This window comes from Actinopolymorpha sp. NPDC004070 (genome assembly GCF_040610475.1).
In the GTDB taxonomy this organism is placed as follows: Bacteria; Actinomycetota; Actinomycetes; order Propionibacteriales; family Actinopolymorphaceae; genus Actinopolymorpha.
Window position 1 is genome coordinate 68,806 of record NZ_JBEXMJ010000006.1, and the last position, 12,475, is coordinate 81,280.

The window sequence follows — 12,475 nt, forward strand, 5'->3', positions numbered from 1 at the left end:
GTGCTCGTCATCGTCGCGCCTGGACAAGGGGCGCAAACGCCTGGATTCCTCGCACCGTGGCTCGAGGACCCGACTTTTGCCGACCGCATCAACTGGCTGTCCGCGGTCTGCGACACCGACCTCGCCCACTACGGCACCGATGCGGACGCGGACACCATCCGCGACACCGCGATCGCCCAGCCCCTGCTGGTGGCGTCCGGACTCGTCGCCGCGCTCGCGTTGTTCCCGCACCCCGCCGACGCGTTCCGCACCATCGACCTCGCCGCCGGCCACAGCGTCGGTGAGATCACCGCGGCCGCCGGTGTCGGTGTGATCAGCGCGGAGCAGGCGATGGTTTTCGTCCGCCAGCGTGGCAAGGCGATGGCCGCGGCAGCGGCCGAGCACCGCTCCGGGATGATGGCCGTCCTCGGCGGCGACCCCGAGGAGGTGCTCGCCGCGATCGCCCGGCACGACCTCGTGGCCGCCAACAACAACGGCCCCGGCCAGGTGGTGGCCGCCGGCACCCTGGAGGCCCTGGAACGCTTCAGCGCCGACCCGCCGACCCGCACCCGGCTCGTCCCGCTGCAGGTCGCGGGGGCCTTCCACACCAACTACGTCGCCCACGCGGTCCCCCTGCTCGGCGGCTTCGCCCGGGCCATCACCACCCACGATCCGCGCACCCGCCTGCTGTCCAACCGCGACGGCCACGTCGTCCACGACGGCCGCGAGGTCCTCGACCGGATCGTCACCCAGGTGAGCTCCCCGGTGCGGTGGGACCTGTGCATGCGCACCATGGAGGACCTCGGCGTCACCGGCATGCTGGAGATGCCGCCTGCCGGCACCCTCACCGGGATCGCCCGCCGCGCCCTGCGCGGGGTGGAGACGTTCGCGCTGAAGACGCCGGACCAACTCGACGACGCGCGTGCGTTCGTGGAGAAGCACGGCGAGGGCGGCCCGCTGGAGGGCAACCCGACCTGGCGGCTGCTGGTCGCACCGGCCAAGGGCGTGTTCAGCCTGGCCGCCGAGCAGCCCGCGGGCGCCGCACTGGCCCCGGGCGCGGTCGTGGGCAGCGTGAAGAGCCTGCGCGACGACCTGCAGGTGGCCGCGCCGCACGGCGGCACGATCGTCGAGTGGCTGGTCGAGGACGGCGACCCGGTCTCCCCCGGCCAGCCGTTGGTACGCCTGCACCCGACGGCGGTGAGCGCCCAGTGACGGGTGCGATCCGCACCTTCGACGGCACCCGCCACGCCGGCGTGCTGGGCATCGGCTCGTACCGGCCTCACCGGATCGTCACCAACGCCGAGATCTGTGAGCGGATCGACTCCTCCGACGAGTGGATCCGCACCCGCTCCGGCATCGTGAGCAGGCGCTGGGCCGGCCCGGAGGAGACGGTCACCGCAATGTCGGTCGCGGCTGCCGGCAAGGCACTGGCTGCCGCGGGGATCCAGGCCGACCAGCTGGGCTGCGTGCTGGTGGCCACGGTCTCGCACCTGTCCCAGACCCCGGCCGCGGCGCCGGTCATCGCCACCGAACTCGGTGCGCAGGGCGTGGCCGCGTTCGACATCTCCGCCGCCTGCGCGGGCTTCTGCTACGGCCTCGAGCTCGCCCGTTCCATGGTCAGCTCCGGCACCGCGACGTACGTCCTGGTCGTCGGGGTGGAACGCCTGTCCGACCTCACCGACCCCGAGGACCGGTCCACGGCGTTCCTGTTCGGCGACGGTGCGGGTGCTGCCGTGGTCGGCCCCGCCGACGAGCCGGGCATCGGCCCGGTGGTGTGGGGCTCCGACGGCGCCCAGGCAGAGGTCATCCGGCAGAAGGAGACCTGGGACGAGGCCGTGTCCGACGGCGACTTCCCGCATCTCACCATGCAGGGCAACCCGGTCTTCCGGTGGGCGTCGTACGAGATGGCGAAGGTCGCCCAGCAGGCGCTCGACCGGGCCGGCGTCACCGCACAGGACCTGGACGCCTTCGTCCCCCACCAGGCCAACAACCGCATCACCGACGCCATGGTCAAGGCCCTGAAGCTGCCCGGCCACGTCGTGATCGCACGCGACATCGCCGAGCAGGGCAACACCTCGGCGGCGTCCATCCCACTCGCCCTCGACCGGCTGCTGGCCGCGTCGGAGGTCAGGAGCGGCGACATCGCGCTCGTCATCGGTTTCGGAGCCGGGCTGGTCTACGCCGCCCAGGTCATCCGAATTCCCTGAAGTACCCAGCGCCCCCGCCCTCGTCCCCCGCGGGCGCGGCACCTGAAAAGCGGCATCCACGAGAAGAAGGAGCACCAAGGCATGGCCACTACCGAGGAAATCCGCGCCGGGCTTGCAGAGATCGTCAACGAGGTCGCAGGCATCCCGGCCGACGACGTGCAGATGGACAAGTCGTTCACCGACGACCTGGACGTCGACTCCCTGTCGATGGTCGAGGTGGTCGTCGCCGCCGAGGAAAAGTTCGGCGTCAAGATCCCCGACGACGAGGTGAAGAACCTCAAGACCGTCGGGGACGCGGTCGGCTACATCGAGCGTTCGCAGGGCTGAGGACGACGGGTGGCCGGTGGCTCGGCCGGCCCGCGGGAGCGGACGAGGTGACGTGACCCGTCACACCGACGCCCCGCGGCGCCGACCGGCACCCACCGGCTCGGGCCCCGGCCACCCTTACCCGGCGTAGGACGCGGAGACGCAAGGAGAACCCGATGAGCACCAAAGTTGTCGTCACCGGCCTGGGCGCCACCACGCCGCTCGGCGGTGACGTCCCCTCGACCTGGGACGGCCTGCTGGCCGGACGGTCGGGAGCGAAGGCCCTGACCGCGCCGGAGTACGCCGACCTGCCCTCCCGGATCGCGGCACCGGCCGCGATCGAGCCCGGCGAGGTACTTCGCCGGGTCGAGGCCCGCAAGATGGACCGCTACCAGCAGTTCGCGGTGATCGCCGCCCGCGAGGCCTGGTCCGACTCCGGGCTGGAGAAGGACGAGGTTCCCGGTGAGCGGCTGGCCGTCTCGATCGCCTCCGGCATCGGCGGCCTGATCAGCCTGCTCGACACCTACGACGTACTGCGGACCAAGGGCCCCCGCCACGTCACGCCGTTCACCATCCCGATGCTCATGCCCAACGGCGGCGCGGCCCTGGTGGGCCTGGAGTTCGGGGCGAAGGCCAGCGTGCAGACACCGGTGGCCGCCTGCGCGTCCGGCAACGAGGCCATCCGGCACGGGCTGGACCTCATCCACTCCGGCAAGGCCGACGTCGTGGTGGTCGGCGGCGCGGAGGCGATCATCCATCCGCTGCCGATGGCGGCGTTCGGGGCGATGATGGCGCTGTCGCGGCGCAACGACGACCCCGAGCACGCCTCCCGGCCCTTCGACAAGTCCCGCGACGGGTTCCTGCTCGGCGAGGGCGCCGCGGTGATGGTGCTGGAGTCCGCCGAGCACGCCGAGCGGCGTGGCGCGCGGGTGTACGCCGAGATCGCCGGCGCCGGCGCGTCGGCCGACAGCCACCACATCGTGCAGCCGGACCCCGACGCCAAGGGCAACACGGCCGCCATGGCCGAGGCTCTCGACAACGCGGGGATCGCACCCGGCGAGGTCACCCACATCAACGCGCACGCCACCTCCACCTCCGTCGGCGACCTCGCCGAGGCGGCCGGGATCCGGGCCGTGCTCGGGGACGCGGCCGACGACGTGGTGGTGACCGCACCCAAGGGGGCGCTCGGGCACATGCTCGGCGCGGCCGGCGTCGCCGAGTGCATCGCCACCGTGCTGTCGCTCTACCACCGGATCGTCCCGCCCACCGCGAACCTGGTGGACGTCGACGAGCGGGTGAACCTCGACATCGCCGTGGAGCCGCGCAAGCTTCCCGACGGCACCCTCACCGCCCTGAACAACTCGTTCGGGTTCGGTGGTCACAACCTCACGATCGCCGTCCGGAGCGTCTGAGCAGAAGGGACGCGACCGTCACCGAGAACCCCACCGGCGCGAGGCCGGCGGACGGCAACCCCGCCGCCGAGCCGAGGACGCCGGCCACGCGAGACAGGCCGCCCCGCGAGCAGGACCCGCGCCACCCGCGCAACCGGCTCGCGGGACTGCTCGACCCGGGCAGTCTCGAACTCCTCACACCCGAGGACCGAAGCGGCATGCTCGCCGTCACCGGCACCGTCGACGGCACTCCCGTCGTCGCCTTCTGCTCCGACCCGACCATCCAGGGCGGTGCGATGGGTCACGAGGGCTGCGACGTCGTGGTGCGGGCGTACGACCGTGCGCTGTCCGACGGCGTACCCGTCATCGGCCTGTGGCACAACGGCGGCGCCCGGCTCGCCGAGGGCGTGCTGTCCCTGCACGCCGTCGGCCGGATCTTCCACGCCATGACGCGGGCGTCCGGCCGGATCCCGCAGATCTCGGTGGTGCTCGGCCCCGCGGCCGGAGGTGCGGCGTACGGTCCGGCGCTCACCGACGTGGTGGTGCTGGGGCCGGAGGGCCGCATCTTCGTCACCGGCCCGGACGTCGTCCGCTCGGTCACCGGCGAGGACGTCGACATGCTCCGGCTCGGCGGTCCGGAGCCGCACGGGCGCCGGTCCGGCGTCGTGCACGTCGTCACCGACTCCGAGCAGGCCGCGCTCGACGAGGGCCGCCGGCTGGCCGGTCTGCTCGGCGCGCAAGGAGAGCTTGACACCTCCTCGGTGACCGACGCCGACCTGTCCGACCTGTTGCCGGACTCACCGCGCCGGGCGTACGACGTTCATCCCCTGATCGACCACCTGCTCGACGAGGGCACCGCGCTCGAACTCCACCCGCGCTGGGCGCCCAACATCGTCACCACGCTGGGCCGGTTCGCCGGGCGCACGGTCGGCGTCGTCGCCAACAACCCACTCCGGCTGGGCGGCTGCCTGGACTCCACGTCCGCGGAGAAGGCCGCGCGGTTCGTGCGGATGTGTGACGCGTTCGGCGTACCCCTCGTGGTGGTCGTGGACGTGCCCGGCTACCTGCCCGGCGTCGGCCAGGAGTGGGACGGCGTGGTGCGGCGGGGCGCGAAACTGCTGCACGCGTTCGGGGAGGCCGTCGTCCCGCGGGTAACGCTGGTGACCCGGAAGGCCTACGGCGGTGCGTACATCGCGATGAACTCGCGTGCGCTCGGCGCGACGAAGGTGCTCGCCTGGCCGACCGCGGAGATCGCGGTGATGGGCTCGGTCGCCGCGATCCGCATCCTGCACCGCCGCAGACTGGCCGAGGTCGAGCCGGCGGTCCGCCCGCGGGTCGAGACCGAACTCGCCGCCGAGCACGAACAACTCGTCGGCGGCCTCGACAAGGCCCTGTCGATCGGGGTGATCGACGAGGTGGTCGAGCCCGCGCTCACCCGTAGCCGGTTGGCCGCGGCTCTTGCCGAGGCGCCGGACAAGCGCGGCGCGCACGGCAACATCCCGCTGTGACGGGTTCCTACAGATCGTCCAGGCGCAACATGTCGAGGGTCGGCCACGGAGGGCCGGCGCGCAGCAGGCGCAGGAGTTCCTCGCCGAACCGCCTGCCGTTCGGAAACTGGTCGCCACGGTCCCAGCGCCATGCCGCGACCATCGCGAGAACCAGCTGCCGGCACTCGTCCAGTAAGCCGTGGTCCACGCCGGGATAGTGCTCGCACACAGCCTCGGGAACATGGGCGAGATCGAACTCGACGGGGCCACGGCAGCACGTCTCGAGGTCGATGAACAACGGGCCGTTCCCCGTGCTGAGCACGTTGCCCGGATGCGGCTCACCGTGCAGCAGTTGCTCCGCCGCGCCGCGGTCCTCGATCGCCTGTCGCAGGCTCTGCAGTCTGCTGCCGAGGAAGACGCGGTCCGCGCCGGCGAGCTCCGGTGAGAGATCCTTGTCGGCGACGATTGCTTCCGCCTCGGTGACCCGGTCCGTGAACCGTGGGCTCGTCAGCTCGATCTCGCGCATTCCTGCGTGCAGCCGCTCCAGCGCCCCGGCGAAGTCGGCCGGGCGGACCTGGGGTGTCACGGACTCGTGGTAGGTCCACAGCGTCACCGCGAAGCCGTCGCGGGTGTACACGAGCGGGTCCACCCGAGGATCCGGAGTGGCAACCGGGCATCCGGCCTCGGCCAGCCGTTGAGCCAGCTCGACCTCGAACCCCGCGACCTCCTGCCCCACGCGAGCGACCCGGGCGAGGACGTCGCACGGCGTCAGCCGCAGCGCCAGCTTGTTCGAGTTGTGGAGAACAACCGCGTCATCGGCCGCCAGGCCGAGCGATGCGGCGATCGACGTGACAGCCGCGATCGCACGCGTGACCTCGGGCCTCTCCATGGTTTGCCAGGCTAACGCCTGCGAACGGAGCTTCTTCTACAGGCCGAACGCCGAACGCATCGACGAGGCGTCCGCCGCGCAACCCAGTGTTGACACGCCGAGAATCTCCTCCGTGGTCCGCAACAGCGAACAGTGCGTGAAGGCGCGGTCGGTGGACACCTGCTTGGTGTGCGGGGAGATGACGATCGTCGGGATGTGGTTGGACGAGGAGGAGCCCTCGTCCCAGGTGATCACGACGGCGAGCCGGCCGGCGCGGTAGTCGGGTCCGGCGAGGATGCGCGGAACCCACCGGGCCAGCCAGTCGTCACCGGTACCGATCCGGCCGCCGTCGCACCCGGACGCGCCGTGCATGTCGTTGCACAGATCCGGCGCGACGAAGGAGTACGCCGGCAGGCCGTTGTCGATGCCGTTGCGCAGCGCACCTGAGCCGGTGGTGCCCAGCGGAACGTCCCAGTCGGCGCACCGGTTGGCGATCGAGCTGTAGTACGGCGCGGGCGCGTGCCGGGGCACGTACGTGCCGGAGTTGCCCTTGGCGCACGCCTGCGGCATCGACTCCGCGTACACCCGCCACTGACGACCGGACGTCTGCACCTGGGAGAAGATGCTCGGCCCGCTGATCTGGTGGGAGTAGGCGTCGGCGTCGTCGCAGATGCCGTGGGTGGAGCCGCTGGTCAGCAACAGGTAGCCGGGCAGGGACGGACAGCCGGTGGAGTAGCCGGCCTGGTAGTTCGTCGCGGTGCCGTAGGTGCGGGCGAGCTTGGAGATGTACGGCGCGTTGCCGCCGTTCAGCACCGAGCCGTACTCCTCGTTCTCCTCCACGATCACCAGCACCTTGGTCGGCCGGACGCGCGAGGCGGGCCTGGCGGCCTTCGCCGGCTTGGAGGCCTCAAGCGGCTTGGCGGGTTCGGCCGCACGGGCGGTGGGCGGACGGTGGTGCTTGGCGTGAGTGGGCCGCGGGCTCTTCCGGTGCGCGGACTTCGCCGGGGACGGGGACGGCGTGGTCGGGGTGGGCGTGGCGGTGTGCGGGGTGGCCGCCGGTGAAGTGTGGGACGGTGACGGGGCGGCGGTCCGGCGCGCTGCGGGGCCACCGGCCGAGGCGTTGCGGGTGCCACCGAAGCCGAGCGACGAGCAACCCGCGAGCACGAGCGCCAGGGATGCCAGGGCGATCAGATAGGTACGTCCGCGCACGGTGACCGACCACTTTCCTTCGTTCGGTTCCACTTCCTTTCCGCGCCGAAGGAACGGTGGGCGATATCGCGAACTGGCCTTTTTCGGCCGTCCGACTCTCCGCACGATTGTCACCGCCGGCGCGGCGAAGCCCGTATGGTGACACCCCTTCCTGGGTTGGATTCCGGCGGGTCTTCGATCGGCGCACAACCGCCCGCGGACGGCTCGAAAAGCGAAATCATCACGGTCATGAAGCGGAGGGGAAAAGCGACGAAATGTTCGGTCCGAAGCATTGCGGAAAGCCCGAAATCTCCAGCTCCGGCATCACGAACAGAATCACCGCCGCCACTTTTCGCGACCGCCGGCGAACCCCCGGGAGGGCCTGATGTCTCCGCTCGGCGAGCACCGCGTCACCGAGATCCGGATCGTCCGAACGCGTGACCGCTACCCCCGCACGATCGGCCGCAACGCCCGGCTCGGATCGCACGGCGACGGCGGGCCGGTCACCGCGGTGTGCCTGGCCACCGACGGCGGCGCCCGGGGATGGGGGATGGCTCTGGGATCTCCGGCCGCAGTCGAGGCGGCGGCCCGATCACTTCCCGGACGAGCGGTCGCCGACCTCTTCGCTCCCGAGGTCGGTGTCACCGACCCGGCGGCTCTTCCGTTCGACCTCGCGCTGCACGACCTCGCCGGCCACCTGCTGGGGCAGCCCGTGTACGAGATGCTCGGTGCGACCGGGCCGCGACCGGTTCCCTGCTACGACGCGGCCATCTACTTCGACGATCTGGACCCCGCCGACGCCCCTCGCGGGGTGGAGGCGGTGCTGGCCAACTGCCGCGCCGACGAGCGGGCCGGCCACCGAGCGTTCAAACTGAAGATCGGCCGCGGCAACCGCTGGATGTCCACCGGCGAAGGTCTGCGCCGGGACATCGAGGTCACCCGTGCCGTCCGGGCGCAGCACCCCGCCGCCCGCATCCTCGTCGACGCCAACGACGGCTACTCCCCCGACGGGCTGGTCGCCTACCTGGAGGCCGTTGCCGACTGCGGGTTGTACTGGATCGAGGAGCCGTTCCCGGAGAACCACGCCGACCTGACCCGGTTGCGGGCCGAGCTCGCCCGGCTGGGCTGCTCGGCACTGGTCGCCGACGGAGAGTACGAGCCGGACGTGCCCCTCCTGCTCGACCTCGCCGCCGAGGGCCTGGTGGACGTGCTGTTGATGGACGTGGTGTCGTTCGGCTTCACCGCGTGGCGGCGGCTGTGGCCGCGGGTGCGGTCGCTCGGCGTGCGGATCTCGCCGCATGCGTGGGGCCAGCCGCTGAAGACGCGGTACGCCGCGCACCTGGCCGCCGGTCTGGGCGGGGTGCCGATCGTGGAGGGTGTGCCCGGGCAGACCGACGGCGTCGACGCGTCCGGCTACCGACTGGTGGACGGCGCGCTGCACCTCCCGGACACCCCGGGCTTCGGCATGCCCCTGCCCGTTCTCGATCCCAGCGCCGAAGGAGCGACCCGATGACCTCGAACGACCCGACCAGACAGCCCACCGCCCGGACCCCCGGCTCCACCAGGGTGCTGGACAGGTTCTCCCTGTCGGGCAAGGTGGCGCTGGTCACCGGGGCGAGCCGCGGCCTGGGCCGGGCGATGGCGCAGGCCCTCGGCGAGGCCGGTGCGGCGGTGGCGGTCACCGCCCGCGGCGCGGACGGCGTACGCCGGGCCGCGGAGGAGCTTCGCGCGCAGGGCATCCGGGCACATGGGGTGCAGGCGGACGTCACCGACCCCGCCGACGTCGAACGGATGGTCGCGGAGGTGACCGGCGAACTGGGCCCGGTCGACGTACTCGTCAACAACGCCGGCATCAGCGTCCCCGGCACAGCCCTGGAGACCTCGGAGGAGACCTGGCGGGAGGTGCTCGCCACCAACCTCGACGGAGTGTGGCGCTGCAGCCGGGCGGTCGCGGCGGGCAGCGGCGGCATGGTCGAACGCGGCTCCGGCACCATCGTCAACATCGGCTCGATGTCGGCGATGATCGTCAACCAGCCGCGCTGGCAGCCGCCGTACCTCGCGTCGAAGGCCGCCGTCCACCAGCTCACCAAGGCGCTGGCCGCCGAGTGGGCGCCGTACGGCATCCGGGTCAACGCCCTCGCTCCCGGCTACTTCCTGACCGAGGCGTCACCCGTCGACCAGCCGGAGTACCAGCAGTGGTGCGTCGAACCCGCCGCGATGAAGCGCTACGGCCTGCCGGACGAGCTCGGGCCGGCCGTGGTCTTCCTGGCCGGCGACGCGTCCAGCTTCATGACCGGCTCGGTCGTCGTCGTCGACGGCGGGTTCACCCTCTTCTGAGGGTGCACGAAGGCCGCGAGGCGAAGGTAGGTTCGGGCCAACGATCTCGGCGGAGCTCGACAGGAGGACTCATGTCCCAGACCGCGGCCGGCACGATCACCGAGGCCGAACGCCAGGAGGCGGTGGACGCCTTGATGACCGACGGGTTCATCGGCAGGAAGGGCGCCTTGTCCCGGGAGTTCGTCCAGCAGGTGCGCGAGGACGTGGACGCCGCGTTCGAGGACGCCCGTTCCCGTGAGGGTGGCGCCGTCGGGCGCGGTCCGAACCGCTACTACGTCGAGATCCACCCCGAAGCCCTGCGCGGCTTCGTGGAACTGGTGGACCACCCGTGGGTCAGGGGCGTCGCCGAGGCGGTACTCGGCCCCGACTACCAGATCGTCGAGGTCGGTTTCGACGTTCCGGGACCCGGCGCGATGAACCAGCCGTGGCACCGGGACTTCCCGATGCCGGCGCAGACCCGCGACGAGCACCGGCTGACCAGCCTGGCCTTCAACGTCACCCTGGTCGACACCGAGCCCGACATGGGCCCGTTCGAGATCGCGCCCGGCACCCAGTGGGACCGCGGCGAGGAGTTCGAGCACGGGATGTTCCCGAGCAAGGCGCGTTACGGCCGCTACGAGGAACGCACTGTGCGCACGTTTCCGCGGATGGGCGACATCTCGGCCCGCTCGGCACTCACCATCCACCGTGGCACCAAACACGTTTCCCAGAAGGCCAGGCCGGTGCTGGTGCTCGGGCTGGACGCGCCGGGCGCGGGCAACGCCGAGCACCACGACCTCGCGGTGACCAGGGGCTACTGGGAGAAGCTCCCGCAACGCGTGCGTGACCACCTGGCGTGCCCGGTCGTCGACGAGCTCACACCCATCACCCAGAAGCACACCATCGAGGGCCTGGTGATGGGCGAGGCCTGAACCCCTGACCGCCGGCGGGCCGAACCCGCCGGCGATTGGGCGGGTCAGTCGATGCGTTCGTACGCCGGGACGGTCAGGAAGTCCGCGTAGTGCTCGGCGAGGGCGACCGTCTCGAACAGCTCGCGGGCCGCCTGGAACGGTGCGGCGTCGAAGGCCTCCGCGCCGAGCGCCTCGCGAATCCTGGCCAGCTCCTCGTCCTCGATGCGGTGGACCAGGTCTGCCGTGACCACGTCGCCGGTGTCCAGCCGGACCTCGTTGGCGATCCACTGCCAGATCTGCGAACGCGAGATCTCCGCGGTGGCCGCGTCCTCCATCAGGTTGAAGATGGCGACCGCGCCGTTGCCGCCGAGCCAGGACGCGAGGTACTGCAACGCCACCGAGATGTTGTTGCGCAGCCCCTCCTCGGTGACCTCGCCGGGCGTCGCCTTCACGTCGAGCAGTTGCGCGGCGGTGACCTGCACATCGTCGCGCAGGCGGTCCAACTGGTTGGGCCGGTCGCCGAGCACGGCGTCGAAGACCTCTTTGCAGATGGGCACGAGGTCGGGGTGGGCCACCCAGGAACCGTCGAACCCGTCACCGGCCTCGCGCTCCTTGTCGGCCCGCACCTTGGCCAGCGCGGTCTCGTTGACCTCCGGGTTGCGCCGGCTCGGGATGAACGCCGCCATGCCGCCCATCGCGAAGGCGCCGCGCTTGTGGCAGGTGCGCACCAGCAGCTCGGTGTAGGCGCGCATGCAGGGCGCGGTCATGGTGACGGCGTTGCGGTCGGGGAGCACGAAGTCGCGCCCGGCGTCGCGGAAGTACTTGATCAGGCTGAAGAGGTAGTCCCACCGGCCGGCGTTCAGGCCGGAGGCGTGCTCGCGCAGCTCGTAGAGGATCTCCTCCATCTCGAACGCTGCCGGGATCGTCTCGATCAGCACCGTCGCCCGCACCGATCCGGCGGGAATGCCCAGGCGCTCCTCGGCGAAGGTGAAGACGTCGTTCCACAGGCGCGCCTCGAGGTGGCTCTCCATCTTCGGCAGATAGAAGTACGGCCCGCTACCCCGCGACAGCAGCTCGGCGGCGTTGTGGAAGAAGTGCAGGCCGAAGTCGACAAGCGCGCCCACCATCGGCCGGCCGCCGACGAGCAGGTGGCGCTCGTCCAGGTGCCAGCCGCGCGGGCGCACGACGATCGTGGCCAGTGGGCCGTCGTCGCGCAGGGAGTAGGACTTGCCGCCGGGCGCGGAGAACGACACCTTCCGGCGTACGGCGTCGGCGAGGTTGACCTGGCCGCCGACGACGTTGGCCCAGTGCGGGGTGTTGGCGTCCTCGAGGTCTGCCAGCCAGACGTTGGCGCCGGAGTTGAGGGCGTTGACCGTCATCTTGCGTTCGGTCGGACCCGTGATCTCGACCCGCCGGTCGGTCAGGTCCGCGGGCGCCGGCGCGACCCGCCAGCTCGGATCGTCACGAACCTCGCGGGTCTGCGGCAGGAAGTCCAGCCGCCCGGTGCGGGCGACCTCCGCCCGCCGCTCCCGGCGCGCGGCCAGCAGCTCGTCGCGGCGGGCGCCGAAGCGCTCCTGCAGCTCCGCGAGGAAGGCGAGCGCCTCGTCGGTGAGGATCTCCTCGCCTCGTTCGACCTGTCCGCCCGCGACGGTGATGTCGACCACGATCTGCACCCTTCTTCCCGAGTGTTTCCGAGCTCCGGCCAGTTCCGGATCTTGCGCAGTGCAACGTCTAGCACACACCACCCCCGGACGCCCGCGGCGCCGGTTGCGTCCCACCCCCTCGATGGACGGGTCCGGGCAGCGGCGAGGATTGACGGGTC

11 protein-coding genes are annotated in these 12,475 nt (G+C 71.5%); 8 read left to right on the forward strand and 3 right to left on the reverse strand.

Annotation, left to right across the window (positions count from 1 at the left end; all coding sequences use genetic code 11):
* The 5 genes from ABZV93_RS12855 (at position 1) to ABZV93_RS12875 (ending at position 5,391) form a co-directional block, all read left to right on the forward strand.
* Positions 1-1,191, forward strand: coding sequence for an acyltransferase domain-containing protein (locus ABZV93_RS12855; RefSeq protein ID WP_354934152.1), 1,191 nt, complete (start codon positions 1-3; stop codon positions 1,189-1,191).
* Positions 1,188-2,186 carry a beta-ketoacyl-ACP synthase III gene (locus ABZV93_RS12860; RefSeq protein ID WP_354934155.1) on the forward strand — a complete coding sequence of 333 codons (999 nt, stop codon included), beginning with the start codon at positions 1,188-1,190 and terminating at the stop codon, positions 2,184-2,186. The genes ABZV93_RS12855 and ABZV93_RS12860 overlap by 4 nt, the downstream gene beginning before the upstream one ends.
* A gap of 81 nt (positions 2,187-2,267) precedes the next feature.
* Complete coding sequence (locus ABZV93_RS12865; protein ID WP_092655512.1) at positions 2,268-2,513, forward strand: acyl carrier protein; 246 nt, start codon at positions 2,268-2,270, stop codon at positions 2,511-2,513.
* A 155-nt stretch (positions 2,514-2,668) separates the two neighbouring features.
* Complete coding sequence (locus tag ABZV93_RS12870) at positions 2,669-3,904, forward strand: beta-ketoacyl-[acyl-carrier-protein] synthase family protein (protein WP_354934159.1); 1,236 nt, start codon at positions 2,669-2,671, stop codon at positions 3,902-3,904.
* A gap of 146 nt (positions 3,905-4,050) precedes the next feature.
* On the forward strand, positions 4,051-5,391 hold the full coding sequence (locus ABZV93_RS12875) for a carboxyl transferase domain-containing protein (RefSeq protein WP_354934824.1): 1,341 nt from the start codon (positions 4,051-4,053) through the stop codon (positions 5,389-5,391).
* Between the two features lie 7 nt (positions 5,392-5,398).
* Here the strand turns inward: ABZV93_RS12875 and ABZV93_RS12880 are convergent, their stop codons facing one another.
* Positions 5,399-6,259 (reverse strand): aminoglycoside phosphotransferase family protein, encoded by an 861-nt coding sequence (locus tag ABZV93_RS12880; protein WP_354934162.1) that lies wholly within the window; start codon positions 6,257-6,259, stop codon positions 5,399-5,401.
* Positions 6,260-6,295: 36 nt separating this feature from the next.
* Positions 6,296-7,447, reverse strand: coding sequence for an alkaline phosphatase family protein (locus ABZV93_RS12885; RefSeq protein WP_354934165.1), 1,152 nt, complete (start codon positions 7,445-7,447; stop codon positions 6,296-6,298).
* Positions 7,448-7,811: 364 nt separating this feature from the next.
* Here ABZV93_RS12885 and ABZV93_RS12890 point away from each other — a divergent pair, with 364 nt between their 5' ends.
* The 3 genes from ABZV93_RS12890 (at position 7,812) to ABZV93_RS12900 (ending at position 10,674) form a co-directional block, all read left to right on the forward strand.
* Entirely contained in the window at positions 7,812-8,939 is a 1,128-nt protein-coding gene (locus ABZV93_RS12890) for an enolase C-terminal domain-like protein (protein ID WP_354934168.1), read from the forward strand.
* Positions 8,936-9,763 carry a 3-oxoacyl-ACP reductase family protein gene (locus tag ABZV93_RS12895; protein ID WP_354934171.1) on the forward strand — a complete coding sequence of 276 codons (828 nt, stop codon included), beginning with the start codon at positions 8,936-8,938 and terminating at the stop codon, positions 9,761-9,763. The genes ABZV93_RS12890 and ABZV93_RS12895 overlap by 4 nt, the downstream gene beginning before the upstream one ends.
* A 71-nt stretch (positions 9,764-9,834) precedes the next feature.
* A complete protein-coding gene (locus tag ABZV93_RS12900) occupies positions 9,835-10,674 on the forward strand; it encodes a phytanoyl-CoA dioxygenase family protein (RefSeq protein ID WP_354934174.1) in 840 nt (279 codons plus the stop codon).
* Between the two features lie 44 nt (positions 10,675-10,718).
* Here the strand turns inward: ABZV93_RS12900 and aceB are convergent, their stop codons facing one another.
* Complete coding sequence (aceB, locus tag ABZV93_RS12905; RefSeq protein ID WP_354934177.1) at positions 10,719-12,317, reverse strand: malate synthase A; 1,599 nt, start codon at positions 12,315-12,317, stop codon at positions 10,719-10,721.
* Between the last annotated feature and the right edge of the window lie 158 nt (positions 12,318-12,475).

What these genes read in the sequence shown, in the direction of transcription:
- ABZV93_RS12865 (WP_092655512.1), top strand. Translation starts at nt 2,268, where the DNA reads ATGGCCACTACCGAGGAAATCCGCGCCGGGCTTGCAGAGATCGTCAAC.
- ABZV93_RS12870 (WP_354934159.1), top strand. Translation starts at nt 2,669, where the DNA reads ATGAGCACCAAAGTTGTCGTCACCGGCCTGGGCGCCACCACGCCGCTC.
- ABZV93_RS12880 (WP_354934162.1), bottom strand. Translation starts at nt 6,259, where the DNA reads ATGGAGAGGCCCGAGGTCACGCGTGCGATCGCGGCTGTCACGTCGATC.
- ABZV93_RS12890 (WP_354934168.1), top strand. Translation starts at nt 7,812, where the DNA reads ATGTCTCCGCTCGGCGAGCACCGCGTCACCGAGATCCGGATCGTCCGA.
- ABZV93_RS12895 (WP_354934171.1), top strand. Translation starts at nt 8,936, where the DNA reads ATGACCTCGAACGACCCGACCAGACAGCCCACCGCCCGGACCCCCGGC.
- ABZV93_RS12900 (WP_354934174.1), top strand. Translation starts at nt 9,835, where the DNA reads ATGTCCCAGACCGCGGCCGGCACGATCACCGAGGCCGAACGCCAGGAG.